General features: G+C 65.3%; 27 protein-coding genes and 1 pseudogene. 19 read left to right on the top strand and 9 right to left on the bottom strand.

Annotated features, from left to right (window positions below):
- Nucleotides 1-4: 4 nt before the first annotated feature.
- Complete coding sequence (locus ET475_RS10620) at nucleotides 5-994, bottom strand: phosphodiester glycosidase family protein (RefSeq protein WP_422879911.1); 990 nt, start codon at nucleotides 992-994, stop codon at nucleotides 5-7.
- 248 nt (nucleotides 995-1,242) lie between these two features.
- Between ET475_RS10620 and ET475_RS10625 the strand changes: the two genes are divergently transcribed.
- The 5 genes from ET475_RS10625 to ET475_RS10645 all read left to right on the top strand — a co-directional run bounded on the left by ET475_RS10625 (nucleotide 1,243) and on the right by ET475_RS10645 (nucleotide 2,572).
- Nucleotides 1,243-1,434 carry a helix-turn-helix domain-containing protein gene (locus ET475_RS10625; protein WP_129389703.1) on the top strand — a complete coding sequence of 64 codons (192 nt, stop codon included), beginning with the start codon at nucleotides 1,243-1,245 and terminating at the stop codon, nucleotides 1,432-1,434.
- A gap of 83 nt (nucleotides 1,435-1,517) precedes the next feature.
- A complete protein-coding gene (locus ET475_RS10630; RefSeq protein ID WP_003792170.1) occupies nucleotides 1,518-1,616 on the top strand; it encodes a 30S ribosomal protein bS22 in 99 nt (32 codons plus the stop codon).
- A 63-nt stretch (nucleotides 1,617-1,679) separates the two neighbouring features.
- The gene (locus tag ET475_RS10635; RefSeq protein ID WP_129389706.1) at nucleotides 1,680-1,973 is read left to right on the top strand and encodes a rhodanese-like domain-containing protein; all 294 of its coding nucleotides are present in this window, start codon (nucleotides 1,680-1,682) and stop codon (nucleotides 1,971-1,973) included.
- Nucleotides 1,974-2,006: 33 nt separating this feature from the next.
- Entirely contained in the window at nucleotides 2,007-2,279 is a 273-nt protein-coding gene (locus ET475_RS10640; protein ID WP_129389709.1) for a glutaredoxin family protein, read from the top strand.
- Nucleotides 2,276-2,572: a Dabb family protein gene (locus ET475_RS10645; protein ID WP_129389712.1), complete on the top strand. Its 297-nt coding sequence runs from the start codon at nucleotides 2,276-2,278 to the stop codon at nucleotides 2,570-2,572. Before ET475_RS10640 ends, ET475_RS10645 begins: the two co-directional genes overlap by 4 nt.
- A gap of 37 nt (nucleotides 2,573-2,609) precedes the next feature.
- Here ET475_RS10645 and aspS read toward each other — a convergent pair whose 3' ends face one another.
- Genes aspS through ET475_RS10660 form a run of 3 tightly spaced genes read right to left on the bottom strand, consistent with a single transcriptional unit; the run spans nucleotide 2,610 to nucleotide 4,530 of the window.
- Nucleotides 2,610-3,950 carry an aspartate--tRNA(Asn) ligase gene (aspS, locus tag ET475_RS10650; RefSeq protein WP_129389715.1) on the bottom strand — a complete coding sequence of 447 codons (1,341 nt, stop codon included), beginning with the start codon at nucleotides 3,948-3,950 and terminating at the stop codon, nucleotides 2,610-2,612.
- Nucleotides 3,951-3,961: 11 nt separating this feature from the next.
- On the bottom strand, nucleotides 3,962-4,153 hold the full coding sequence (locus ET475_RS10655) for a hypothetical protein (RefSeq protein WP_129389718.1): 192 nt from the start codon (nucleotides 4,151-4,153) through the stop codon (nucleotides 3,962-3,964).
- Nucleotides 4,154-4,173: 20 nt separating this feature from the next.
- Entirely contained in the window at nucleotides 4,174-4,530 is a 357-nt protein-coding gene (locus ET475_RS10660; RefSeq protein ID WP_129389721.1) for a VOC family protein, read from the bottom strand.
- A 586-nt stretch (nucleotides 4,531-5,116) separates the two neighbouring features.
- Here ET475_RS10660 and ET475_RS10665 point away from each other — a divergent pair.
- From ET475_RS10665 to ccsB, 6 genes are all read left to right on the top strand, one after another.
- A complete protein-coding gene (locus ET475_RS10665) occupies nucleotides 5,117-6,550 on the top strand; it encodes a pyridoxal phosphate-dependent decarboxylase family protein (protein WP_129389724.1) in 1,434 nt (477 codons plus the stop codon).
- Between the two features lie 139 nt (nucleotides 6,551-6,689).
- Nucleotides 6,690-7,319: a histidine phosphatase family protein gene (locus ET475_RS10670; protein WP_129389727.1), complete on the top strand. Its 630-nt coding sequence runs from the start codon at nucleotides 6,690-6,692 to the stop codon at nucleotides 7,317-7,319.
- Nucleotides 7,319-7,927 (top strand): TlpA family protein disulfide reductase, encoded by a 609-nt coding sequence (locus tag ET475_RS10675; protein WP_129389730.1) that lies wholly within the window; start codon nucleotides 7,319-7,321, stop codon nucleotides 7,925-7,927. Before ET475_RS10670 ends, ET475_RS10675 begins: the two co-directional genes overlap by 1 nt.
- Nucleotides 7,924-8,670, top strand: a complete 747-nt coding sequence (locus ET475_RS10680; RefSeq protein WP_129389734.1) for a cytochrome c biogenesis CcdA family protein — start codon at nucleotides 7,924-7,926, stop codon at nucleotides 8,668-8,670. Before ET475_RS10675 ends, ET475_RS10680 begins: the two co-directional genes overlap by 4 nt.
- Nucleotides 8,651-10,501: a cytochrome c biogenesis protein ResB gene (gene resB / locus ET475_RS10685; RefSeq protein ID WP_129389737.1), complete on the top strand. Its 1,851-nt coding sequence runs from the start codon at nucleotides 8,651-8,653 to the stop codon at nucleotides 10,499-10,501. The genes ET475_RS10680 and resB overlap by 20 nt, the downstream gene beginning before the upstream one ends.
- 9 nt (nucleotides 10,502-10,510) lie before the next feature.
- Nucleotides 10,511-11,626, top strand: a complete 1,116-nt coding sequence (gene ccsB, locus ET475_RS10690) for a c-type cytochrome biogenesis protein CcsB (protein ID WP_129389740.1) — start codon at nucleotides 10,511-10,513, stop codon at nucleotides 11,624-11,626.
- A gap of 245 nt (nucleotides 11,627-11,871) precedes the next feature.
- On the opposite strand, the gene ET475_RS10695 is transcribed toward ccsB, so the two are convergent.
- The 3 genes from ET475_RS10695 to ET475_RS10705 form a co-directional block, all read right to left on the bottom strand.
- Entirely contained in the window at nucleotides 11,872-12,972 is a 1,101-nt protein-coding gene (locus tag ET475_RS10695) for a DUF4232 domain-containing protein (RefSeq protein WP_129389743.1), read from the bottom strand.
- A 190-nt stretch (nucleotides 12,973-13,162) separates the two neighbouring features.
- Nucleotides 13,163-13,534, bottom strand: coding sequence for a pyridoxamine 5'-phosphate oxidase family protein (locus ET475_RS10700; protein WP_129389746.1), 372 nt, complete (start codon nucleotides 13,532-13,534; stop codon nucleotides 13,163-13,165).
- A 196-nt stretch (nucleotides 13,535-13,730) separates the two neighbouring features.
- Nucleotides 13,731-14,573 carry a hypothetical protein gene (locus ET475_RS10705; RefSeq protein WP_129389749.1) on the bottom strand — a complete coding sequence of 281 codons (843 nt, stop codon included), beginning with the start codon at nucleotides 14,571-14,573 and terminating at the stop codon, nucleotides 13,731-13,733.
- Nucleotides 14,574-14,665: 92 nt separating this feature from the next.
- On the opposite strand from ET475_RS10705, the gene ET475_RS10710 reads away from it, so the two are divergent.
- Together ET475_RS10710 and ET475_RS10715 are read left to right on the top strand one after the other, a co-directional pair.
- On the top strand, nucleotides 14,666-15,166 hold the full coding sequence (locus ET475_RS10710; protein ID WP_277985774.1) for an RNA polymerase sigma factor: 501 nt from the start codon (nucleotides 14,666-14,668) through the stop codon (nucleotides 15,164-15,166).
- Nucleotides 15,139-16,152, top strand: coding sequence for a hypothetical protein (locus ET475_RS10715; protein ID WP_129389755.1), 1,014 nt, complete (start codon nucleotides 15,139-15,141; stop codon nucleotides 16,150-16,152). Before ET475_RS10710 ends, ET475_RS10715 begins: the two co-directional genes overlap by 28 nt.
- Before the next feature lie 599 nt (nucleotides 16,153-16,751).
- Here ET475_RS10715 and ET475_RS10720 read toward each other — a convergent pair.
- On the bottom strand, nucleotides 16,752-17,420 hold the full coding sequence (locus ET475_RS10720) for a response regulator transcription factor (RefSeq protein WP_129389758.1): 669 nt from the start codon (nucleotides 17,418-17,420) through the stop codon (nucleotides 16,752-16,754).
- Nucleotides 17,421-17,664: 244 nt separating this feature from the next.
- Entirely contained in the window at nucleotides 17,665-18,843 is a 1,179-nt protein-coding gene (locus tag ET475_RS10730) for a sensor histidine kinase (RefSeq protein ID WP_129389764.1), read from the bottom strand.
- A 359-nt stretch (nucleotides 18,844-19,202) separates the two neighbouring features.
- Here ET475_RS10730 and ET475_RS10735 point away from each other — a divergent pair, with 359 nt between their 5' ends.
- From ET475_RS10735 to ET475_RS10760, 6 genes and pseudogenes are all read left to right on the top strand, one after another.
- Nucleotides 19,203-20,228, top strand: a complete 1,026-nt coding sequence (locus tag ET475_RS10735) for a transposase (protein WP_422879944.1) — start codon at nucleotides 19,203-19,205, stop codon at nucleotides 20,226-20,228.
- A 21-nt stretch (nucleotides 20,229-20,249) separates the two neighbouring features.
- Nucleotides 20,250-20,396, top strand: a pseudogene (locus tag ET475_RS18420) (IS256 family transposase); the annotation flags it as partial.
- A gap of 554 nt (nucleotides 20,397-20,950) precedes the next feature.
- Nucleotides 20,951-21,892, top strand: a complete 942-nt coding sequence (locus ET475_RS10745; protein ID WP_129389767.1) for a hypothetical protein — start codon at nucleotides 20,951-20,953, stop codon at nucleotides 21,890-21,892.
- 98 nt (nucleotides 21,893-21,990) lie between these two features.
- Entirely contained in the window at nucleotides 21,991-23,037 is a 1,047-nt protein-coding gene (locus ET475_RS10750) for a peptidoglycan-binding protein (RefSeq protein ID WP_165310877.1), read from the top strand.
- The gene (locus ET475_RS10755; protein ID WP_129389773.1) at nucleotides 23,034-23,729 is read left to right on the top strand and encodes an ABC transporter ATP-binding protein; all 696 of its coding nucleotides are present in this window, start codon (nucleotides 23,034-23,036) and stop codon (nucleotides 23,727-23,729) included. Before ET475_RS10750 ends, ET475_RS10755 begins: the two co-directional genes overlap by 4 nt.
- Nucleotides 23,726-24,928, top strand: coding sequence for an ABC transporter permease (locus ET475_RS10760; RefSeq protein WP_129389776.1), 1,203 nt, complete (start codon nucleotides 23,726-23,728; stop codon nucleotides 24,926-24,928). Before ET475_RS10755 ends, ET475_RS10760 begins: the two co-directional genes overlap by 4 nt.
- Nucleotides 24,929-24,962 lie beyond the last annotated feature (34 nt).

Genomic DNA, 24,962 nt, shown 5'->3' on the forward strand with positions numbered 1-24,962 from the left:
CCGATCACCCGGCGATGTAGAAGATGTCGCTGGTGGCGCGCTCGCCGCCGTTGGAGGGGCGATTGACGACCTCGCCGTCGAACCACATCTCGCTCGACCCGCCGCCGTCGAGGTTGTATGCGGTCTGCGCGCCGAGGCCCTCCATGATCCCGGCCAGCTCTTCCAGGCTCGCGCCCCGGCTGTAGCCGGTGTCGCGCCCGTCAACGACGACGAACACGAGATGGTTCGCGTCGATCACGCCGACGGCGGTGCGCGGCTGATCACCCTGGATCGAGTGATTGCCGAAGTTGGTGTCGACCTCGACGTCGTCGATGCCGTCGACGGTCGAGCCGTCTTCGACGATCGCCGGTCCGAAGCTCATGGTGTTCCACACGCCGTCGGCGACGAGCTCGTCGGCCGTGGTGCCGGTCTCGTCGTACACCTTCACGGTGCCGTCGGTGGAGAACGCGAGTCCTTCACGAGCGCCCTCGTCGCGGAAGACGACGCCGTTGCGGATCTCGATGCCGTCGGAGCGGAACCCGTAGTAGTCGCCGTTGATGGCGAACACCGCGTCGTTGGCCTCGGCGATCTCCGAGACGCGGGCGGTGATGTTCTCGCCGAACTGGTTGTCGGCGAACGCACTGCGCAGCGCGGTCGCATCGGTCAGCGTTACGTCGGCCACGTAGTACGTGAGGGTGTCAGCCCCCGAGCCGGAGGTGTGCGTGGAAATGGTCACGGCAGCGTCGTCGGAGGTGAAGCTGGTGCCGTTGACCGTGCCGTCGACCGTGTCAGATGTGTCGGCGGCGCTCTGCGCGCCCTGCTGTGCCTGGTAGGCGGCGACATCGGAGATCTCGACATGGGGGATGAGAAACCGATTCGCCGCCCACCAGGCGCCCCCGCCGCCGGCGAGGGTCAGAACGAGCGCGAAGGCGCCGATCAGCCGCTTCGCGGTGCGGGGCATCCGTCGCCGTGGGGCGGCGCTGGGGGTCGCCGGGTCGGCCGCTGTCTCGTCCATGCCCCCAGCAGACGGCATCGTCATCCACGGACGGCAAGCGTGCGGTCAGGCCGTGCCCTGTGCCGGATATGGGTTTTCTATGCGCGCGGGCGCCTCGCCAAGCGTGGGGCGTGAACACCCAGCATCCGTCACACCCGTCCCATGGGTTTACACAGGTCGCTGCGACACCATAGAGTGTGCACAGCAGTGTGGGGCTGCCGTGATCTGGGGATCGAACAGCCGTTTGCTGGGGAAAGGTGAATGAGGACATGGCCGAACTTCCCGATGTGCGATTCTTGACGGTCGCCGAGGTCGCCGAGATCATGCGTGTCTCGAAGATGACCGTGTACCGGCTCGTGCATGCCGGCGAGCTGCCCGCCGTGCGGTTCGGACGCAGCTATCGGGTGCCCGAATCGGCCGTCGCCGACGCCCTGCATCGTCCCATCGCCGACGTCGGCTAGACTAGGACGAGGCATTTTTCCATCTGCCCGTTCCCGGGCGCGGGTGACCCTGCGTCCAGACCCCTGACGTAGTGAGGTTTTCCGTGGGTTCTGTCATCAAGAAGCGCCGCAAGCGCATGGCGAAGAAGAAGCACCGCAAGCTGCTTCGCAAGACTCGCCACCAGCGCCGCAACAAGAAGTAGCGGCTCAGACACCGAGCGCCTGTCCTGCGGGACGGGCGCTTCGTGTACGCACAGGGAGAGGGAATGAAGACGATCACCGTCCAGCAGCTGCACGAGAGCACGGGTGTGCCGCTCATCGATGTGCGCGAGACGCACGAGTTCGACGCCGGGCACGTACCCGGCGCCGTGAACATCCCGTTCTCGACATGGCGCGACCGGGTCGACGAGTTTCCGACCGAGCCGTTCCACGTGATCTGCGAGCTCGGCGGGCGTTCGGCGTCGGTCGCACGCAAGCTCGATGCCGCGGGGTACGACGTCACCGATGTCGCTGGCGGCACCGCGGAGTGGGTCGAGCAGGGCTTCCCAGTCGAGCGCTGAGCCGCGGTGACGAGCCGCCCGTAGGATGAAAGGGTGACCACGCTCACCCTCATCGGCAAGCCCGACTGCCATCTCTGCGACGTCGCGCACGGCGTCGTCGACCATGTCCTGGCCGACCTGCCCGACCGCGTCGCGTCGAATGTCGACGTGGTCGAGGCATCCATCGCCGACGACCCCGCACTCTATGAGCTGTGGTGGGAGAAGATCCCGGTGGTGCTCATCGACGGGCAGCTGCACGCGCACTGGCGAGTCGGGGCCGACAGGCTGCGCGATGCGCTGCTGGATGCCGCGGCGGTCAAGCGATGACGCTGCGGCACGTCGTGGCGTGGAAGATGGCGGCGCCGGATGCCGCGACCCGCGCCGCGCAGGCGCAGGAGATCGCCACCCGGCTGAACGCCCTGGTCGGGGTGGTTCCCACGATCGGCGCTCTGACCGCCGGTGCGAACATGGTCAAGGGCAACTGGGACGTCGCCCTGGTCGCCGACTTCGCCGACAAGGCAGCGCTCGATGCCTACGCCGTGCACCCGGAGCACCAGAAGGTGGTCGCATACGTGCGCAGCGTGGTCGCCGACCGCGTCGCGGTCGACTTCGAGCTGTAGCCGCGTCGGGGGGCGGAAGTGCCTCGTGCGACCGGGGTTACGGCGCGAGCCGGGTCGGACCGCGGAACAGGAACGTCACCTCGCGGATCGACGCCTCGCCCAGCAGCAGCATCAGCACACGGGCCAGGCCCATGCCGAATCCGCCGTGCGGCGGCACACCGTAGCGGAAGAAGTCGAGGTAGTGCTCAAGCCCCTCCAGCTTCAGACCCTTCTCGAGCGCCTGCTTCTCGAGCACCTCGATGCGGTGCTCGCGCTGCGCGCCGGTCGTGATCTCCACACCCTTGAACAGCAGGTCGTAGCTGCGGGTCAGGCCGGTGGCCTCGTCGACCATGTGGTAGAACGGCCGGATCCCGGCGTGGTAGTCAGTCACGAACACGAACTCGTGGCCGAAGTGCTCTGCCACGTGCGCCGAGACCTGGCGCTCGCTCTCGGGGTCGAGGTCGCCGTCTTCGCGGGGGTTGTCGTAGCCGCGGGACTTGACGATCTCGCGGGCTTCGGCCAGAGGGATGCGTGGGAAAGGAAGCGCCGGCACCACGACATCGATGTCGAACAGCTCCTTGATCTCGTCGCCGTGTTTCTCCTTCACCGCCTGGATCGCCGCGGCCAGCAGCTCTTCCTGCATGGTGGCGACTTCCTCATGCGAGTCGATCCAGCTGATCTCGGCGTCCACGCTCGTGAACTCGGTCGCGTGCCGGCTCGTGAAGCTCGGGTCGGCGCGGTAGACGTCGCCGATCTCGAACACCTTGCCGAAGCCGGCGGCCTGCGCCATCTGCTTGTAGTGCTGGGGGCTTTGGGCGAGGTAGGCGGTCTTGTCTTCGAAATAGTCGAGGCTGAAAAGCTCGGCGTTCGACTCCGACGGGCTCGACATGAGCTTCGGCGAGTGGATCTCGATGTAGTCGTGGTCGATCCAGTACTGCCGCATGGCGTGCTCGAGGGTGGTCGAGACGCGGAAGATGAGGTTGTTGCGGCGCTGGCGCAGGTCGATGAAGCGCCAGTCCATGCGCTTGTCCATGCTGCTGTCGGCGGCGATCGGCGTCTCGGGCAGGGCGGCGGCGGCCACCTCGAGCGAGGTGAGCTTCACCTCGATGCCGCCGAGCTTGACGCGCTCGTCGTGCTTGAGATCGCCGGTCACGGTCAGGAACGTGCCGTGGGCGAGATTCGAGATCGTGTCGGTGAGGGCCAGGGCCGCGGCATCCTGATCCGTCTTTTCCGGGTCGGGGCGCGTCGCGGGATTCACGAGCTGCACCGCGCCGGTCTCATCACGCAGGATGACGAACTGCACCTTCTTCTGATCGCGGACGGTCTCCACCCATCCCGACACGGAGACGGGGCCGTCGGTGCGGGCGGCGAGCTGGTTCACGAGGATGCGTTCTGTCACAAAAGTCAAGTCTACGTGGCGGGATGCCGCTGCCCGCGCGGGCGCCGCCCTGCGGCATACGGCTGCTCGTGCGGGCGTCGCCGTGCGGCATCCGGCTGCTCGTGCGGGCGTCGCCGTGCGGCATCCGGCTGCTCGTGCGGGCGTCGCCGTGCGGCATCCGGCTGCTCGTGCGGGCGTCGCCGTGCGGCATCCGGCCTCCTCATGTTCTGGGGAAATGCCGCGGCTAGGCGTTTTCGTGTCGCTGGGCGATGTTGAGCACGCCGCCGGGCGCGCGCACAAAGAAGCGCCGCACACCCCAGGTCTCGGTGACCAGCGGATGCACGATCTCGTGCCCCGCCGCACGCATCGCGGCGTGGGCAGCCTCGACGTCGTCGACCTTGACGGTCGCGACCGAGTCCTCGGGGGCCGTGGCGTCGTGGATCTGCACCTGCACCGCCGCCCCGGTCGATGTGTCGACGAATCGTGTCACCCAGGTGTGGCCGAGAGGCTCCTCGGTCATACCGAGCGCGTCGATATAGAACCGGCGAGCCCCGTCGAGGTCGTCGACGTGCAGGTTCGCCATGATCTGGGTCACCGTCATGATTCCTCCTCTTTCGGCTGCGGATGTCGCGCTGCCGACCCTACGCGCGCGCCGCGGCATCCCGCAGGGGTGTTCGGTCGTCGCAAATGGCCCCTTGCGCGCGCGATCGGGGGCCATACGTGACGACTGAAGATGCGGCCCCGTGGTTGAGTCGTCGCATATGGCCCCTTGCGCGCGGGCGCCATACGTGACGACTGAAGATGCGCCCCCGTGGTTGAGTCGTCGCATGTGGCCCCTTGATCCGCGAAATGGGGGCCATACGTGACGACTGAAGGCGTGGCCTCGGGGCTGGCGCTCCTCGGGTGTTGAGTCGTCGCATGTGGCCCCTTGCGCGCGCGATCGGGGGCCATACGTGACGACTGAAGATGCGCCCCCGTGGTTGAGTCGTCGCATATGGCCCCTTGATCCGCGAAACGGGGGCCATATGTGACGACTGAAGGCGCGGCGTTGGGGCTGGCGCTCCTCGGGTGTTGCGTCGTCGCATGTGGCCCCATGATCCGCGAAACGGGGGCCATACGTGACGACTGAAGGGGAAGCGCCCACATCCCCGCGGCACGCATCGCGCGCCCGCGCATAGGCTGGCCGCGTGACCTTCGACGACGCAGCGATCCTGGCCGAACTCGACACACTGCGCGCGGCCGACGCGCCCACGCACGGCGGGCGGGTGCTTTCCTACGTATACGACTCTGGGATGCCGCAGCTCGATGCGCTCGCCGCCGACGCGGCGCGGCGCATGCAGGCGGTGAACGGGCTCGACCCCACCACTTTCACGTCGGTCGCGGCCCTCGAGCGCGACGTGCTCGCGTTCGCCCGTGACATCCTGGGCGGCGAAGCCGGCACCGTCACCAGCGGTGGCACCGAATCGTGCCTGCTGGCGGTCAAGACGGCGAGCGACCTGTGGCGCGCGGCGGGCGGCGCCGGCGTCGGGCGCATCGTCGCACCGACGACCGCGCACGCCGCGTTCCGCAAGGCGGCCGAGCTGTTCGACCTGCGCTTCGACGGCGTACCCGTTGATCCTGCAACCGGCACAGTCGAGGCCGCGCAACTGATCGACCGGCTCGGCGATGACGTGGCGCTGGTCGTCGTGTCGGCGCCGTCGTACCCGTTCGCCGCGATGGATCCCATCGCTGATGTCGCCGCTGCCTGTGCGGCATCCGGGATCTCGTGCCACGTCGATGCGTGCATCGGCGGATGGATCCTGCCGTTCTGGCCCCAAGATCTGCCTGCGTGGGATCTGCGCGTGCCCGGAGTGACGAGCCTGTCGGCCGATCTGCACAAGTACGGATACGCGCCCAAGGGTGTCAGCGTGCTGCTGCATTCCACTCGCGACCGGCAGAGGGCGCAGTACTTCGCGACCACCGACTGGCCGGGCTACCCGGTGGTGAACCCGACGCTGCTCGGTTCGAAATCGGCGGGCGCGCTCGCGGCGGCCTGGGCGATCATCAAAGCGCTCGGCGCTGAGGGTTTCGCATCCCTCGCGCGCACGACCTCCGCCACGACGCAGGCGCTGACGGCGGCCATCGCCGGCATCGAGGGGCTGCGTGTGGTTGGGCGGCCGACCGGGCCGCTGCTGGCGGTCGCCACCGATGAGCAGGCGGCACCCGAGCGGCGCGTCGATCCGCACCACTGGGCCGACGCCGCTCGTGCGGCCGGATGGATGCTGCAGCAGCAGCCGGGGCTCACTCAGGCCGACGGCATCCACCTGCCGCCGACGACGCACCTCACCGTCACGCCGGTCACCGACGCCGAGGCGCTCGTGGCGGCGCTCGTCGCCGCGGCGGATGCGGTGCGAGGCGTGCCGCCGGTGGATGCCGCTCAGGTGCTGGGCGCGCTGCCCGCGCAGCTGCCCGAGCGACTCGACGCCGATGCCGCGGGCGTGCTGCTGGCCGGCATCGGTCTCGGCGGAGAGGGTGGACTGCCCGCGCAGATGGCGCCGTTCCTCGCGCTCGTCGAAGCGCTGCCGCATCAGGTCGTCGAGCGGCTGCTGGTCGAGCTGCTCGCGCGCACAGTGGAGTCCTGACGCGGGGACAGGTGGCGCAACGCGGGGACAGGTCGCGCAACCGGGGGACAACTCGCGCAACGCGGGGACAACTCGGCGAGCGGCGCGGGCAACGCGGCTCTCAGCACCCTCTGAACCGCGTGGACCGTACACTGGAACGGTGCCCGCCGATCGCCTTCATCTCGTGCGCCATGGGGAAGTCCACAACCCCCGCCGCGTGCTGTACGGGCGACTTCCGAATTTCGCTCTGAGCACCGCGGGCCGGCAGATGGCCCGCGAAGCCGCCGAGTATGTCCACAGCCTTGAGCGTCCCGTCGGGTCGCTCACCTGCTCGCCGCTGCAGCGCACACAAGAATCCGCCGAGCCGTTCACCGCCCTGTTCGGCATCGACCCCGTCATCGACGAGCGCGTCATCGAGCCCACGAACGTGTTCGAGGGCAAGCGCATGTCGCGCGCCGTCGTCAACCCGCTGAACTGGCACCACCTGCGCCGCCCGTCGATCCCCAGCTGGGGCGAGCCCTACGCCGAGGTCGTCGCGCGCATGGACGCGGCGATGCGGGATGCCTGGGCTCGCACAGACTCCGGAGACGCCGTCATCGTCTCGCACCAGCTGCCCATCTGGGTCACCCACCTGGCCATCGCGGGGCTGCCGACGCGTCACGACCCGCGCAAGCGCCGGTGCGCGCTGTCGAGCGTCACGAGCTTCGAACGCACCGGCGACAGCTGGGTCGAGGTCGCATACGCCGAACCGGCCAGCGTTGCCGGCTCGATCGATGTGGGGGCCGTGTGATGCGCCGACGGAACAAGGTCGCGGCATCCCTGACCGCGGCCCTGCTGCTGGTCGCCGGCCTGACGGCCTGCACCGGCGCGGGCGACGATCTGGCCCAGCAATACCGCAGCGGCGACGGCAAGGGCTACATCGCCGCCGATTTCGCGGTGCACGAGTACAAACCGGGCGATCAGCCTCCGGCGATCTCGTTCGAGGGCACCCTGGACGACGGCAGCGACGTGTCGAGCACGACGTACGCGGGCACCGTGACGGTCGTGAACTTCTGGTGGGCGAACTGCGCCCCGTGCCGCACCGAGGCGCCGGTGCTGAAGCAAGCCGACGCCGCCTTCGCCGACCAAGACGTCGCTTTTCTCGGCGTGAACACCTACGACCAGGCGGCCACTGCGCGCAGCTTCGCCAAGGAGTTCGGCATCACGTATCCGAGCGTGATCGACGCCGACACCAAGTCGGTCACCAGCGCGTTCGTCGGCGTCGTGCCGCTGGGCGCCACCCCGTCGACGGTGATCCTTGACAAAGACGGCCGGCCCACGGCCCGCATCGTGGGGGCGATTCCCGACGCCTCGATTCTCGAGTCGTTGATCAAGACCGCACTGGGCTCCACGTCGTGACCGAGCTCGTCGCCGGGGGTGCGCTGTGGGTCGCGGTCCCGATCGCGATCCTGGCCGGGCTCGTGTCGTTCGTCTCCCCGTGCGTCCTGCCCCTCGTGCCGGGATATCTCGGATTCATCGGGGGAGCGGTCGCCCCACGTCGGGTGCCGCAGGATGCCGCCCCCGCCCGCGGGCGGCTGGTGCTGGGCGTGCTGCTGTTCATCCTCGGGTTCACGGTCGTCTTCATGGCCGTCAACATCTTCAGCGGCTCGGTGGGCCTGTTCTTCCTGCACTACAAAGACGCCATCACCCGCGTGATGGGTGTGGTGATCATCCTGCTCGGCCTGGTGTTCATCGGGCTGTTCGGCTTCGCGCAGCGCACGTTCAAGCCGCAGGTGCGCGGCAACCTGGGCCTTGTCGGCGCCCCGCTTCTGGGCCTGGCGATGGGCGTGGGCTGGGCGCCGTGCATCGGCCCCACCCTCGCGGTGATCCTCGGGATGTCGCTTGACGGGGCCTCGGCCGGGCGGGGTGCCGTGCTCGGCCTGGCATACTCGCTGGGTCTCGGCATCCCGTTTCTGCTCATCGCCCTCGGCTTCGGCTGGGCGACCCGGTCGGTCGCGTTTCTGCGCCGCCACGTCCGCGCCGTCAACATCGTCGGCGGCGCCCTGCTCATCGTCCTCGGCATCCTCATGGTGACGGGGCTCTGGGGAGTTCTCATGTCGCACCTGCAGGGGGTGATCGCCGGTGTCACGCCCGCGCTCTGAATCCGTCGTCGACTCGTCCGATCCGCTGCGGCCGTCGGATCACGTCGACGGCGCCGAAGAGATCACCTCGCCCAAGCTCGGCCCCATCGGCTGGATCCGGTGGGCGTGGCGCCAGCTGACCAGCATGCGCACGGCGCTGGTGCTGCTGCTGCTGCTGGCCATCGCGGCGGTGCCCGGCTCGATTGTGCCGCAGCGCAGCGCCGACCCGAACGGCGTCACGAACTACTTCACCGACAACCCGACGCTCGCACCCGTCCTCGACAAGATGCAGCTGTTCGACGTGTACAGCTCGGCATGGTTCTCAGCGATCTACATCCTGCTGTTCATCTCGCTGATCGGCTGTGTGATCCCGCGCGTAAAGCACCATCTCAAGGCGTTGCGCTCGCGCCCGCCGCGCACCCCGGCTCGGCTGGGCCGTCTCGGCGATCACCGCGAGTCGCTTGTCGAGTTGGCTCCCGGAACGGATGCCGCGGCCGCGGCATCCCACGCCATCGACATCGCCGCGAAGCAGCTCAAGGCCGGCGGGTATCGCGTCGAGCGGTACGACGCTCGCGGGGCGTTCAGCATCTCGGCCGAACGCGGCTACCTGCGCGAGACGGGGAACCTGCTGTTCCACATCGCCCTGCTGGGGGTGCTGCTGGCCGTCGGCATCGGCGGCGGGTTCGCCTACACCGGACAGCGCGTCATCGTGCAGGGCACGACGTTCGTCAACTCGGTGGGCACCGACTACTCCTCGTTCAACCCCGGACGTTTCGTCGACCCCGACGCTCTGCTGCCCTACACGCTGAAGCTCGACAAGTTCGACGTGAGCTACCAGCCGATCGGCTCGGGATCGCAGGGGCAGGCCGGCGACTTCATCGCGCATCTGACCACGCAGCTGCCGGGCCAGAAGGCCACCGACGCGCAGATCCGCGTGAACCATCCGCTGACCATCGGCGGCGACCGGGTGTACCTGCTCGGCAACGGATATGCGCCCACCGTCACGGTGAAGAACGCCGCCGGCGATGTCGTGTTCCACGACAGCATCGCGTTCCTGCCGCAGGACAACAACCTCACCTCGCTGGGCATCATCAAGGTGCCCGATGGGCTGAGCGAGCAGCTCGGCATGCTCGCGTTCTTCTACCCGACGCAGGTGAAGAACGATCTGGGGGCGTTCACCTCGGGATACCCGGCGCTGCTGAACCCGGTGCTGTCGCTGAACGTCTACTCCGGCGACCTGGGCATCAACAACGGCATCCCGCGCTCGGTGTATGCCCTCGACACGACCGGTATGACCCAGCTGACCGGCGGGCAGACCGGAGTGGATTCCATCGAGTTGCAGCCGGGCCAGACCGCCGATCTGCCCAATGGCCTGGGAACTATCACCTTCGACGACCAGTCACCGGTGGGTGCGACGGATGCCACGCAGTCAGTGAAGCGGTTCGTGTCGCTGTCGATCCATCGGGATGTCGCCGGCCCGTGGGTGCTCAGCTTCGCGGTGCTCGCGGTGCTCAGCCTCATGCTCGCTCTCTTCGTGCCGCGCCGGCGCATGTGGGTGAAGGCCACGCCGTCGGGTTCGGTGGTCACGCTCGAGTATGCCGGGCTCGCGCGCGGTGAGGACCCGACGCTGGGTTCGGCCGTCGAGGCGCTTGCCGCCAAGCACGGCGAAGCGCTGGAAAGCGACGGCACGGGCGCCGGGCGTGCGGCAGCCGAGCCTGTGCACTCCACGGACCCCGCCGAGCCGGCCGAGCCCGGCGACTCAAGCACTGCGGACCCGGCCGCCCCGGCCGAGCCCGGCGACTCAAGCCCGGCGGACCCGGCCGCCCCGGCCGAGCCCGGCGACCGCGCGTAAGCTGGACCCATGCCCTCGCTCGATCAGATCTCTTTGCTGCTGGTCTGGACCGCCGTCGCGATCTACGCCGTCGCGTTCATCTTCTACACGATCGATCTGGCGCGCCGCTCGGCGCAGTCGCTCGACGCGAAAGACGCCACGGTTCGCGAACGCGAACTGGTCGGCGCCGCGGCCTCCTCCCGGTCGTTGAGCGAGCGAAGCTCCCGGTCGTTGAGCGAAGAAAGCTCCCGGTCGTTGAGCGAGCGAAGCGAGTCGAAACGCCCCGGCGACCCGAAACGACCCACCGGCGCCGCGAACCGTTCGATCGATTCCTCGCGCTCGCCGCTGGCGGTGCCTGCGTCCCAGCGCGTGCGCCCTGTCTTCGCGCGCATCGGCACGTCGCTGACCTGGCTGGGCTTCCTCTTCCAGGTGGGCGGCGACGTCACGCGCGGCATCGCCGCGGGTCGTGTGCCGTGGGCCAACATGTATGAGTTCGCCCTCACCGGTGTGATGCTCATGGTGGCGGTGTACCTCGGGGTGCTGTTCCGTTATGACCTGCGGTTCTTGGGTACGCTCATCACCGGGCTGGCCGTGATTCTGTTGGGTGGGTCGGCGCTGTCGTTCTATGTGGCTGTCTCGCCCTTGTCTGACCCGCTGAAGTCGCCCTGGCTCGTGATCCACGTGTTCGTGGCATCCCTCGCAACGGCCTTCTTCGCCCTGACGTTCGGATTGTCGCTGCTGCAGCTGTTGCAGACGCGGCGCGAGCACAAGATGATCGCCGCGGGCGACAAGCCCGTCAAGACCTGGGGGTTCTTGCGGACCCTGCCGTCGTCAGAGGCGCTCGAGTCGCTGGCCTACCGCTTCGCTATCGTCGGCTTCATCTTCTGGACGTTCACGCTCATCGCGGGATCCATCTGGGCCAACGACGCGTGGGGCCGGTTCTGGGGCTTTGACACCAAGGAAGTATGGACCTTCATCATCTGGGTGCTCTATGCCGGATACATCCACGCGCGCGCGACGCGCGGCTGGCGCGGCACCCGGTCGGCATGGCTGTCGATCATCGGCTTCGCCGCGGTGCTGTTCAACTTCGCGATCGTCAACGTCTTCTTCAAGGGGCTGCACGCCTACAGCGGGCTGAGCAACTGAGCCGAGCCCCGTCGCGTATCCGTGCGTGACCGCCGAAACAAGGCAATCACCTCGAGACCGGGGGTGTAGCCCTGGGTTTCGCCGCGATTCCCTTGTCTCGCGGGTGCGGCGCGCGGAGCGCGGGTGCGGCGCGCGGAGCGCGGGGCGCGGGGCGCGGGCGCGGAGCGCGGCGCGGGTGCGGGCGCGGCGCGGGGCGCGGGGAGCGGATGCCGCTGCCTCGGCTCGCACCGCGTCGGCCGCTCTGGTCACCCGGCGACGGACACCGCTTCCCAGGCCGTGACGCTGACAGTCGCCCCCGGGACGATGTCCAGCGACACGTCCCACCGAGAGCGCGCCGTGCCGGCGAACGGTGCGACCCACAGCTGCCGGGCGGCGAGCTGCCCCTGCACCGAGTTCGCATCCCAGGCGATGCCCGCGCGCGCGGATGCGCCCGGGCTGAGCTCGATCGCCGCGGGGCCGGGATCGGTCGCCATGAACGACGAGCCGTGCTCGAGCGCGACATCCAGCACATGGTCATTCTGGTCGCCGAAGGCGACGTCGGGGTATCCGTCGAGCGTGCACGGCTCGTCAGAGATGTTGACCAACTGCAGCGACACCAGCCGGTGCCCGGTGGCGGCATCCGGCGCGGGGGCCATGATCGTGGCGTTCTCGGCCGTGCAGGCGGTGGGGGATGCCGCAGCCGCCGTCGGTGCGACCGTCGGCACCGGTTCTCCCTGCGCGTTCGGGTCGCGTGGTGCGGCGCCATCGGGGTCGGCGTTGGCCTGGGCCTCGGCTTCGGCGGCGGCGCGGTCTTCGCGCAGCTGGGCCTGCTGCGCGGCGTGCGCGCCCTGCGCGGCCAGGGGCAGCGCGATCGCGGCTGCGACGGCGATCACGGTCACCGTGATCGCCCAGCCGCGAGCACGGGAGCGCTGCCCGCGCACGAGCAGCGCCGGAATCCAGCCCACCACGAGCGCCCAGAACACCGTGAGCGGCGCGGCGCCCATCGTTCCCAGAGCGCCGCGGATGCCGAAGTCGCCCACCCACGCGACGAAGTCGCCGAGGTCGAGCACCCCACCGACGACGAACCCGGTGAGCAGCGCAGCGAGCCAGCCCGCGGCGAACGTCGCCCGCGACCCGAACCACGACGAGATCACCGCGTACGCGGCCACGATCAGCACCACCGCGAGCGCGTGCACGATGATCGCCCAGCCGGTCGGCAGTCCGAAGAAGTCGCCACGCATGGGTGAGGGGATCAGCCGCGCCAGCGTCGCGATCGAGCCACCCGGCAGCTGCAGGAAATACGCTCCCAGTCCGCACGCAAGCCACAGCAGGGCCAGCACGCCCCCGGCGATGAGTCTGCGGGGCACGGCACTCCTCCGGTCGGTGCTGCGCCGGGTACGCAGACGGTCACGACTCTACCGGCTGGGGCGGGATGCCGCGGCTGGGGCGAGACGACCACGCGAGATCGGGGGCGCTACGCGACGTACTTCCCGACGGTGCGACTCATCCCCGACTGACGCGCGCGCGAGCCATCGCCTGGGCACCCGCGGCGATCCATCACAACTCGATGCAGTCCTGCACGCAGCCGTCACCGGCACCGGGCGCGGTCGGCTCGGTCGCCGGCCGGTGCAGAATCGCCCGGCTCGGCGCAATGCGCAGGGCCGCGGCATCCTGCCCGTCGGCGGTGCCGTCGACGATCAGCGAGTACCCGGTCGCATTGGGCGGCGGCCAGACGAGACTGACGTCAGGATGTGCTCCCGCGTTCGTGCGGGCGCGGTCGCTTGCGCCTGGGATCGTCACAGCGTGATCGGTGAACTCCGGATGCACCACCGAGGTGTGCACCCGCTGATGCTTCGTGATCGTGATCAGATACGCGAAGCCGTACGCGCGTGCGTGCTCGGCAACCGCGTTGATGTCCACCGTGCCCATGGCCTCAGCCTAGAGCCGTTCGAGGCTGGTCAGGCTGCCGCGGGCAACTGCGTCAGCAGTGCGCAGACCATTTCGACTCTATCGGGCGGCGTTTGCGACGCGTCGCCGCCGCCCGTCATGTTGAGCGATCACGAAATGCCGGCACTCGCGGTCGGACCTCGCGGCTATCGGCGTTTAAGAGAGGGTGGTGCCAGAATCACGTCGACTTCGGACTGATCGATGCAAGCACTTTGTCGGACTGGTCCGTCCACCATTGTTCGATGTCATTCATGGCCGATGTGGGCAGAAGCCCCGACGAAGTGTCGAGCGTGTCGAGTGATTCTCCAGACGGCCCGACGGGACGGATACTGTCAATGAGATACACCTTCTGGTCGCGTTGGAACAGGATGATGGCTGCATCACCGTCGTCATACAGAACAGTTCGCTCGTTGCCGAGGAAGTCCTCACGTGATGGCTGGCACCCGCCGATCAGCTTCATGAGCGGCTGTGTGCTGGCGTGAGCGGATCCGGGGAACCGCCACACCGACATGCGGTACATGAAGGTGTGCGCTCTCGACTCCGAGTAGCCGACGGATGTCACGCTGTAGTACGTATCGGCGCCGGTGCCGAACATCGCCTCGTTGATGACGTCCGACGGGGACCACAACACGGTATCGAGGCTATCCGCGAGGGAACTTGCGAGGACCGTACATCGATCGGGCAATGTCCCCAGACCCGCCGGTGTCGATGAGCAAGGACCACCGCCTGGGCCGATGAGAATCTCCACTTGCAGGTAGTCGTTCAGCACGTCGGGCACGGGCAGGCCGGTGTTGAGTTGTTGCGTTTGCAACCCGGGTGTCGTTGGGCTCGCGGCCAGGCAGGGTGCGCCGGTGTCAACGCCACGGCTGGCGTCCGAGGTCGAACTCGCAGTAGGTGTGCATTCCGTGACAGGCGTATCCGGGTGGCATGCGGTCAACATCAGCAAGGATGAGACGGCGATGCCGACCAGCGTCGCCGTCGCCCTCCATCGCCGGCTCGCCCGTTGGGTCACTTTGCTCATGACGGTCCCGTCCTTGGTTTTGGAAGCCACCTCGTCGTGGCTTCAGCACGTATGTTGTCGACGTTGAGCTGCACCAGCAGGAGTTCAATGAGCTGTATGACGCGCACTTCATTGATGTTCTCAGGTATGTAAGACGACGCGTCGCGGATCGCGGTCACGCGGAAGACATCGCCGCCGAGACGTTTATGGTGGCGTTGGCCAAGTTGACTTCGACAGAAGCCGCATTGCCATGGCTGTACGCGACGGCGCGCAACAAGGTCATGCAGTACTACCGGTCAGCGGCCCGTCGCCGCAGGGCGGAACAATCGCTCATTGACAACAGCATCGTCGCAGCAAACGGCATCAGCCACATCGATCGCCTCGCAGTCCGCGAAGCGCTCGCCGGGCTTGGGAATCGGGAGCGCGAGGTGATTCTGCTCACCTATTGGGATCAGCTCAGCGCGCAAGAGGTCGCCACTGTTCTCGGATGCAGCACCGCATCCGTATGGACTGCTTTGAGCCGAGGAAGGGGCAAGCTCCGTCAGCTGCTAGGCGAAGAGTCTTCGTTGGGAGGTGTTGGACAGACATGGATGATGAGGGTATCGGTCAACTGATCGCGGCGGCCGATCCAGAGATGCAGACTGCGGACAGCGAACCGACACTGCGCCAGATGGAGATCCGGGACAGGATCTACGCGGGTATATACATGTCGTCGATGATGCCCGCTCGGGGCGTGGCTCGCCGACGATGGGCGGTGAGGACCCCGCTGGCTGTGTTGACAGCAGTACTTGCGTTCCTCCTCGTTGTCGCGCCGGCTGTCATCCGAACAGCGCCTGCGAGCGCTGTGACACCGCGTCCCTTGCCGTTCACGCCGACGAGTCAGAGTCCGCAAGACGTTCTTGAGATGGTGAAGCGCACGGTAGCAACAGAGCAACACAGCGGTCCACGCACGCCGCTTCGTGAGTCCTACTCGGTGGGATGGTACTTGCAACTCGCTCTCGGCGATGGTGCTGTGAAGTCTGCGGCCGTGATCGCACCTCAGATAACGTCGACGGTGTGGTCTGCGGATCTTTCCGGTCGAACCACGATTTCCGCTGGAGCGCCTTACTCTGCAGATGCGGGCGACTCGATTCCAGCCGCCGATGCGCCGGTCAAGGGCACAGTTCTTGTAGACACCCCATTTGGGGCTGGCCAGTTTGAGACGCCGATCCCGTTGCCGCCGGGCGATTCGACACGCGACATAGTGAACATGCTCAAACAAGCCGGACTCGCGTCCGGCGGCCGCGGCGCCGACATGATCGATGCCATCGTGAATACCTTCTCGTATTGGACGCTGACAAGCGAGCAACAGCGGGTTCTCCTTGGGGTTGTGCTCGCCGAGAGTGATGTCTTCGTTCTCGGGAGCACTGTGGACCGGGCTGACCGGGACGTAATCGGTGTGGCTGCTGACTCATCGAGTTTCCCCGGTGTTCGCAAGATACTTCTCGTGTCGCGCGACACGGGTCGCATCGTCGCTGTGGAAGCACAACGCACGACCGAGGCGTATGGAATTCCCGCGGGCTCGGTTATCTCCTACACACTCTGGGATGTGGACAAATGAAGTTGTCAATGAGGACCTGCGCGCTGGCTTTCGTTACTGCGTCGATGGGGGTGTGCTCGGAGCGGCACCCGCGCACGCAGACGACGTGGCACCGGCTATCCTGGACGCGCTCGAACTGGTCCCGGGCGGTCAGATCATCGACTCGCACACGGCGTGTTGGCTTGAGAAGGAAATGACGTTGGTCGTCCCGAACGAACGAACCCGCGAAGCGATTGGGAGCTGCCCGAATGGAAGCGTGTGCGCATTCTCGGCGGCGACGATGGGAGGCAATAGGCTGTCGTGGACGTCCTGCGCGACGGTATCGCCGACGGCGCTTGGCTCGCCAGTGCGGTCAATCGCAGACGCCAGATCGACTGGTCGACTCGAGGCGCGAAGTGGAAGCGCGGTGCTCGCCACTGCATATGCGCAGAGCTGGAATAACGTCAGTGGGACGACCGAGTCTCTGGTGTGTTATTGATGTAAGTCGGTGGAGAGGTCGGGTGGTCGTGTACACGCGACACTAGACACTCAAGATTTCCCCCAGACCAGGTGGACATCTCACTTCCCAGCACGCCATGCCTCACCACCCCGACCAGTGGATCAGGGCCCAGAACGACTATTCAGATCAGATCGACATATCGATATTCGATCGCGCGTATGACGAGTTGAGCGAGATTCTTTGCGCCGACCTTCATCCGCAGGGACTTTGTATGGAAGAGGACGGTAGACTCTGCGACATGTAGTTGTTGCGCAATTTCCCCGTAGGTGAGACCCGTACAGATGAGCTTGAGTACCTGCCGTTCTGACCGGGTCAAATTCGGTACCACCGTCGGCGCGTCGCCGAGCTTGTCGCCGCTGATTAGGACGCCTTCGATCAGTCCCCTCAAGAGCGCAGGGTTCTCACCCCGGGCGGCCAGGCGCACCGTCTTGAACAGCGTCGCGTCAGAAGCGTTCTTGTCCACAACGGCGATGGCGCCAGCAGCGAGTGCGTGGGCGAGACCGGGGCCGGGGGCCAACGTCGTGAGCACGACGATATTAGCGGACGGATCGTGTTCGAGAATCGATGTCGTCGCATCGATCCCATTCATACCGGGCGCCATGTTCACGTCCATAAGGACGACGTCCGGACGCTGCCTCTCATAGGCTTCGATAGCTTCCTCACCACTGTGTACCGCCGCTACAACCTCAAGATCTTCGGTTGACTTGATTGCCGCGGCCAGCGCGCGAGTGACCCACCGGTCGTTGTCAACGACCAGAACGGAGATGAGCGAATTCGGAAGGTGACGCAAGGGATCAGGTGCAGTACTTCAGATCGAGAGGTTGGTTGTGTGCTTTCCAGTATGCGCACTGCGCTGGCGTTGCGCTGGGCGCGAGCCCGTCTGCCGAAACAGAGACGATGGTGGAGGAGCGTTGCTCGACCGAGGAATGGGCGGGGAAGCCAATGGCAGCCACAATAGGAGCGATGGTCAACAGGGTCAACAGGATGTTTCGCACGCTTCAAGGGAACATCCTCGGCCACTCGTTGCGCTCTCCCTAATCAGGGGGAATCGAGCAGGGAAGGGGAAGCCGAAACTCCACGCTGTAGATGCCATCTTCGACTCCTGCCGTGCACGATCCCCCAAGTCGCTTCGCGCGTAGGGAGAGGCTCCGGGGCGGATGCCCGGCTGTATCCAGAGCGTAATTTCGAGATGCGAGAACCAACTCTGCGGGCTCGCATCCTTCAACGAAAACCTTCAGTTCACACGGTTGGTCGCGGGCGGCATGTTTCACCATGTTGGTCACCAGTTCGCGCATGGCGAGGAGCATGTCGTTGATCGTCTCGATGGGTAGACGTTCGAGTTCCGCGGAGTGCTCCAAGCGGAGCTCGATCCTGCCCGTTTCGGCAGCTGCACGGAGTGCGTCCAAACCCTGGTAGAGGGCCCCCGATCCTCCAGTAGGACCGGTCACCGGGCCCGTAAGCCGCGCCAGCAGATGGCTGAGTTGCTGCTTCGTATCCGCGTTTACTAGCGATAGCTCGGTGAGCATGGGTATGCGTTCCTCCTCAGTCGCTTGTGCTGAGAGAAGTCTGATTATCGCGGCTTCAGTCGCCAAGCCCTGAGAGATAGTGTCATGTGCGTTTATCGCGAGATCAATCCGCTCGTTCTGAACGCGCTGCTCGTACTCTCGAGCATCACGCGCACGCGTACTAAGTTCACGATTTAGACGACGCTCGATTAAGAATCCCGAGATGCCGAGTGCTGAAGTAAGCACTGCGGTGTAGGCAACGTATCCGAAGTCAACCGGACTGTTTGGCGATAAAGCATGCATTCCGAAATCAAATCCCATCGCAAGAAGAGATAGACCCAGCCAGGACCGCCACCGGCCGCGAGAGAGCATGACGGCGGCGGCGACGTAGATTGGAAAGTCGAAATTGTTAAGGAAGTCCGGGTATCGGATGCACAGGAGCGCACCGAGAACTACGCACAGCACACTGCCCGAGAGCGGAATAAACGCGACCACAAGGACGAGAATTTGGGACACGTAGTAGAGCGTGACGTATGCGAGATCGTCGCTTTCGAGCACGCCCCAAAATATCCCAGAAGCGGCAACGATGAAGGTGAGAGCGCGGGTCGGTAAGTCGATGAATCGCGGGCCTACCAGGCATCGGAGCGCGCGATCACGCAGTCCGGTGCGGGGAGGCCCGCCGCCAACTGTTCGTTCGCTGTCCGTCATGGCGTGAGCATAGCCGCGATTCTGTTGTGGTCATGCCTTTGATAGATGAGGTGGTGCGAAGAGCCGGATTAGTGGCTCTTCTGACTTTAGGTGGTGGGGGTTGGGGTGATTCTCTGGGCCGTGGCGTAAGGGCGTGAGGTGGGTCGAGGGCTCGAGGATCGGTAGCGACCAAGCCAACCGTTCTTCGGAGTCCTCGACCCGTGCCTGATGCTACGGGGTGCGTGGCGGCGTGCCCATCTTCTGTTGTCTACTGTGACCGTTGTGGTGTGCTCGTGGACCGTGGCGGGCTTCACGTGTTCGCTGTGGAGCGCCGCGGCGATGGGGTGCTCGTCATTGATGTCGAGTCGCCGCCGGGTCCGGTGGGGTGCCCGCGGTGCGGGCAGGTCGCTGAGTCCAGGGGCCGCAAGACACTCGTGCTGATCGACGCGCCGGTGGGGGCTGCTCCGGTGCGTGTCCGGTGGCGCAAGCGCCGGTTCCGATGCGGCGACGACGCGTGTGCGGTGAGGTCGTTCACTGAGCAGGACGCTGCCGTCGCCGCCCCGCGGGCGCAACTCACGGCTCGCTCCATCTCGTGGGCGGTCGGGCAGATGCGGCCAGAGAACGCCTCGGTGCAAGGCATCGCCCGGCAGCTTGGGGTGTCGGGGAAGACGGTCTGGCGACACGTCAAGCCGGTGCTGGAGAAGCGTGCAGCGGACGAGTCCCGCTTCCAGGGCGTGAGAACCCTCGGTGTCGATGAGCATCTCTGGCATCACGTCTCCAGGAAGCCCGTCGAGGACGGCGGACGCGGCGCGAAAGAACTCACCGGGATGGTCGACCTGACCCGTGACGCCAGCGGACGCGTGCGCGCCAGACTGCTCGACCTCGTGCCCGGCCGCTCCGCGAAGGCCTACGCGGACTGGCTGCAAGAGCGCGGCGAGCAGTTCCGTGACCAGGTGCAGATCGCGACGTTGGACCCGTTCGCCGGCTATAAGAAAGCCCTCGGCGACGAACTCGTCGACGAGGTCCGCCGCCGCGTCCAACAAGACACCCTCGGCCACCGCGGCCGCAGGGGCGACCCGCTCTACGGGATCCGCAACATCCTCCGCGCCGGCAGAGAACGACTCACCGACCGGCAGAAGCAACGCCTCGAAGCAACATTCACGGTAAGAGAAGAACACGTCGAGGTCGACATCGCATGGCAGTGCGCGCAGCAACTCCGCGACGCCTACCGGGAACCCGACCTTACCGCCGGTCGCAAGATCGCCGAACACGTCCTCGACTCGTTCCCGTCATGCCCGATCCCGGAGATCGCACGGTTGGGCCGCACCCTCGCCCAGTGGCGCGAAGCGTTCCTCGCCTACTGGAGAACCCCGACCGGTCATCCAACGGCGGCACCGAAGCCGTGAACGCACTCATCGAACTCGCCCGACGCGTTCAAATGCGTCTATCTCGCTGTGATGGCCCTGGACCCCACAGGGAAGGGCAGAGCCCGCTAGACCCAGCGTTGGAAGCAGGCGCTCAACGCATTCGACGTCCGATTCGATGGTCGCCTCAGCAGCCCGAGAGCAGCATGACAACACACCCCAGTGACACCGTTAAGTTGACAGACCCCTCACCGTCGGAGGTGAGGAAACATGACTGTCACGTCGCGCCCGACGATTCTCCCGATGCGGGGAGTGCGCTCGGCCGCAATGGCTCGTTACACTCTCCAGATCTCCACCGTTGGGACGTGAGCGGCGCGAGTGATCTGCTCAGTAGCTGGACAATCACGAAAGGTCAAGCAATGAATTCTCGTAAGTTTGTCGCGGGCGCGGCACTCGGGTTCGCACGCACTGGGAAGGCAACAAAGGCGGTACCAGTTTCGTTAATGCTAACGGCGGTGCCGGCAGTTCCGCATATGCATATCCGAACTGGGATGTGTCCACCAGCGTGAGGCTCAAGTCATGTGCGATCACCTCAAATCTCACGGAGGTTGGTTGCGGCTCGTGGAGCGGTTACACCGGAATCTGAGTCAAGGCCTCCTCGCTGTCCGAATCGTTGTGGAGGCTAAGGAGCTTGTCCCGTTGATAGAGGAGACGTATTGAATCGATCGGGGGCCGCGTCGGCCCGATTCGCGCTGGCGGGATCGATGATTCTCGCGCTAGGCGGCTGTGCATCATCAGATATGGGGGATGGCTGGGAACGCCCAGAGATTCCGTCAGTGTTGCCAAGCTTCACCGCGAACAGCACCCTACCGTTCGAAAAGTACGAGTTGAATCGTCTGGATCGAGAAAGACTACAGCAGGGAACGTCGCTGCTTCTCGGGCGGTGCCTCGAAGAATATGGTCTGTCAGCGAGATTCTCGGGAGACTATATGAAACAGACTTTTGACGGCGACGGTCAGACACCAGCACAGTATCAATGGGGCGGGTGGCTGGGTACTATGACCGCGAGTCAGGCGAGCGAGTTCGCCTATACCGCGCCCCCCGGCGCGCCTTGGCAGAATGGCAGTGGGTTTTATCTCTCGAACCCCGCGAACCTATCTCCATACAATTACGATGCGAGCCCGATTGATTATGCCAGGATAAGTGGCGCCCTGTATGGCCCAGATGAAGCCGTGATAATTGGCGATGCCGGGGCTCAAACGCAGCTGTCGGACGACGAGATGCCACGTAATGGGGCTGGGAAGCTGCCGCCGAGCGGAGGATGCGCGCGATTGGTTGACAAGGAACTTGGCACACCGCTCGTCAGCTTGACTGAAGTCGAGAACGATGCTTACGGGCTGACGTTCGGCGACGATAGAGTCAAGGCACGAATGGCAGACTGGGTGTCGTGCATGGCAGACTCCGGGTTCGAGTTTGAGCGAGTCGATGATGGGGCGGTTTCGAATGCGGGTGATGTCTCACCGTACGCAGTTTCTGTAGCCGTCGCGGACGTCAAATGTACCAAGTCATCAAGGTGGCCTGATACGTTCTATTTCGTGCTCGGCGCCTACCAGCAGCAGGCGATAGACAAAACACCTGAATTCTTTGAATCCGCCTTGAGGGCGGAGAGTGAACGTCTTCATACGCTGGATCACCTTGTTGGCTGACACTAGCCACTTACCCACGTTCCGAACACGGCCTGGAGATGATTAGGAATAGGGCTCAGGATATGTCTGCAAGCCACCGCGTGCTTTGGCTACTCGTCTTGACCTCGGCGCTGTCTGTTCTGATCACCCTAGTGGCGGTAGCGTTCGTGCGATCCCCGGCGCAAGTGGCTGCCGAGACCTCCCCCCCTCCACTGACGGTGCTGACCGCGAAGGTTACCGAAGGGTCGGTTGCCGAACCACTCAGATTTTCTGGAGAGGTGTCACTGGGCGACTTGGTCGCGTTCACAGTTCGTCCTTCAGATGCATCGGCCGCCATCGTCACGAAGTTGCCGGCCGCGGTTGGCGAGACGGTGCGAGAGGGGGCGGCCGTCATCGAGATCAGCGACCGCCCGGTGATTTACCTCAAGGGCAAGATCCCCTTGCTGCGCGATCTGCATGTGGGCGATCACGGGCCGGATGTCCTACGCCTCCAACGTGCACTCAAGTCATGGGGCGGCGCACCTGAACCAGACGGTGTATTCGGTGCGGGGACTGCCGCGGCTTTGCGCGCTCTCTACCAGGGAGCGGGCTACAGCGCTCCAATAGATTCTTCGGCACTGAGGAGTGAGCTGATGTTCGGGAATGGGGATACCGCTCGTGTCGTGGCGCTCGGTGGGGCTGTTGGAGAGGCCGCGGGCGCACCGGCGGTGAAGGTCGCTACGAGCCCCCCCGAGGTTACGGCTGACATAGCCGAAACCACATCGCAGAAGCTCGCTGTCGGCGCGAAAGTAACCGTCTCCGGGGCCGCGATCGGGGGTGAACATTCCGGAAGGATCGTCGCCATCTCCGGCTTGATGAAGTCCGATGCCGGAACATATCAAGTCCACGTGCGGGTCTCCACTTCCGATCCACTGCGCTTCGAGGCCGTTCAAAGTCCGGTCGACATCATTGTCACACCCGACGACAAGCCGAAATCTGGGCTGGTCGTTCCCTTATCTGCGGTGTATTCGGACGCCGTAGGCCGGCCTTTTGTCCGGCGAATTGTGGGAGGGGCCCAGGCTCGAGTATTTGTCACAGTGGGTGAGACGGGAGGAGGACAGGCTCTCATCCGGGTGGCGAACGGGGGGCTCGACATCGGAGACGACGTAGTGGTGGGAGCGCAATGAGGCCCGTTGTGGAGCTTTCTCGGATAAGCCGTCTGTACGCGGGACCGCCTGAGATCATGGCGTTGCACGAATGCACTCTCACCGTGTACGAGGGTGATTATGTGACTGTGGTGGGTCCTTCAGGGTCGGGAAAGTCGACCCTGCTCAATCTCATCGGCCTACTCGATACGCCCACATCAGGGAACCTCCGCCTTAAGGGCGAGGATGTTATCGCCTACTCCGAGGATCAGCGCGCCAGAGCGCGAGGCTCGCACATCGGGTTCGTGTTCCAGTCATTCCAGCTCCTCGAACAACGTACTTGCGTTGAGAACGTCATGCTTTCAGATCTGTACACGGGGAACACAGCGAAAGAATCCCGCAGGCTTGCGACAGCCGCGCTTGAGTCAGTCGGTCTTGGAGGGCGAGAAAACAATATGCCGAGTGAGCTCTCGGGGGGGCAGCAACAACGTGTCGCCATCGCTCGGGCGCTTGCCGGCGACCCCTCCATTCTGCTTTGCGATGAGCCCACAGGGAACCTTGATAGTTCAACGGCCGAGAAAATCATGGGTCTTTTCGATCGGCTGAACGCAGCGGGTAGAACGATCCTCCTAATCACCCACGATCACGCCGCTGCACGTCGAGGCAACCGAACTGTCGCCATCCTCGACGGAGCACTCACCGAGCGTATGCCAGAATCTGAGTCCGCAGTGTGATCGCACGCAAGCGGGCCAGAGTGCGTCCCTCTCTGCAGAGAATTCTTCAGGAGGCGATGTCAGGCGTGATGCTTCGCGCGTCACGGTCGCCGCTCACTGTCACCGGTATCGCGCTCGGCGTCGCCTCTTTCATATCGGTGCTCGGCATGACTACGAGCGCGAACGGGCAGATTAACAACGAGTTCCTTTCCGCTGAAGCAACGCTGATCCAGGTGGTACCGGCGGGTGGAGAGGCCGCGGATGCGCTCTTTCCCGATAATGCCGATCAGGCAGTCGCGGCGATCAATGGGGTGACGGCCGTGGGCCGCTCATGGGCTGTGTCGGACGCTGCAGTTTCACGGTTGTCCGATTCGATTGTTCCTCCATCGACTGTTCAGCCACCTGTACGTGCAGCCACTCCGGGATACTGGACGCTTATCGGTCCGACTCTGAAGACTGGGCGGGTCTTCGACTCATTCCTTCGCGACCAACCCGTCGCAGTCCTCGGTGCTAGTGTCGCTAAGGACCTGGGCATCTCCGACCTATCGGATCAAACGGCTGTCATCGTCAACGGTCAGCGATTGGTCGTGATCGGGATCGTCAGAGACACCCGTGGCTCGAGCGCCGCGCTGAACTCGGTGACTGTCCCGGCCGAGTATGCACGAACTCACTTCTTGCCTCCCGGGCAGAACGAGCAAATGGTCGTCGATACTGCCAGCGGCGCCGCAGCAACGGTCAGCAAGCAGATCGCGTTTGCACTCAACCCGCGATCTCCCGATACATATAAAATCACGCCGCCTCCACTACCAACGTTGGTTCGCGATCGAGTCGGAGGGTTCACGCAGTTTCTTTTCTACTCGTTGGCCGGGATCGGCATCGTCGTCAGCGGGGTGGGTATCGCCAACGTCTCCCTCATCGGTGTTATCGCACGCACACGCGAGATCGCACTCCGACGTTCGCTCGGTGCGTTACCTCGGCACGTCGCCGCTCAATTCCTAATCGAGTCCGGGGTGCGGGGTCTGCTTGGAGGCTCGCTGGGCACAGCGCTAGGTGTGGCCACGATCACTATCGTTTGCGTACTGCTCGGGTGGTCCGCGATCATCGAGCCGTGGTCTCTGATCGTGGGCCCGTTGCTGGGGGTTGCAGTAGGGACCATTGCGGGGCTGTACCCGGCCATACGCGCCACCCACGTTGAACCGGTCGAGGCGTTCCGCCAATAGCGAGCCCGGAGTTTGGATATGACGCTCGCCACGC

This window comes from Microbacterium protaetiae, assembly GCF_004135285.1.
In the GTDB taxonomy this organism is placed as follows: domain Bacteria; phylum Actinomycetota; class Actinomycetes; order Actinomycetales; family Microbacteriaceae; genus Microbacterium; species Microbacterium protaetiae.

Coding starts and splice junctions, on each gene's coding strand:
- ET475_RS10620 (WP_422879911.1), bottom strand. CDS start 994: ATGGACGAGACAGCGGCCGACCCGGCGACCCCCAGCGCCGCCCCACGG.
- ET475_RS10625 (WP_129389703.1), top strand. CDS start 1,243: ATGGCCGAACTTCCCGATGTGCGATTCTTGACGGTCGCCGAGGTCGCC.
- ET475_RS10635 (WP_129389706.1), top strand. CDS start 1,680: ATGAAGACGATCACCGTCCAGCAGCTGCACGAGAGCACGGGTGTGCCG.
- ET475_RS10645 (WP_129389712.1), top strand. CDS start 2,276: ATGACGCTGCGGCACGTCGTGGCGTGGAAGATGGCGGCGCCGGATGCC.
- ET475_RS10655 (WP_129389718.1), bottom strand. CDS start 4,153: ATGAGGAGGCCGGATGCCGCACGGCGACGCCCGCACGAGCAGCCGGAT.
- ET475_RS10660 (WP_129389721.1), bottom strand. CDS start 4,530: ATGACGGTGACCCAGATCATGGCGAACCTGCACGTCGACGACCTCGAC.
- ET475_RS10675 (WP_129389730.1), top strand. CDS start 7,319: ATGCGCCGACGGAACAAGGTCGCGGCATCCCTGACCGCGGCCCTGCTG.
- ccsB (WP_129389740.1), top strand. CDS start 10,511: ATGCCCTCGCTCGATCAGATCTCTTTGCTGCTGGTCTGGACCGCCGTC.
- ET475_RS10700 (WP_129389746.1), bottom strand. CDS start 13,534: ATGGGCACGGTGGACATCAACGCGGTTGCCGAGCACGCACGCGCGTAC.
- ET475_RS10705 (WP_129389749.1), bottom strand. CDS start 14,573: ATGAGCAAAGTGACCCAACGGGCGAGCCGGCGATGGAGGGCGACGGCG.
- ET475_RS10715 (WP_129389755.1), top strand. CDS start 15,139: ATGGATGATGAGGGTATCGGTCAACTGATCGCGGCGGCCGATCCAGAG.
- ET475_RS10730 (WP_129389764.1), bottom strand. CDS start 18,843: ATGACGGACAGCGAACGAACAGTTGGCGGCGGGCCTCCCCGCACCGGA.
- ET475_RS10745 (WP_129389767.1), top strand. CDS start 20,951: ATGATTCTCGCGCTAGGCGGCTGTGCATCATCAGATATGGGGGATGGC.
- ET475_RS10755 (WP_129389773.1), top strand. CDS start 23,034: ATGAGGCCCGTTGTGGAGCTTTCTCGGATAAGCCGTCTGTACGCGGGA.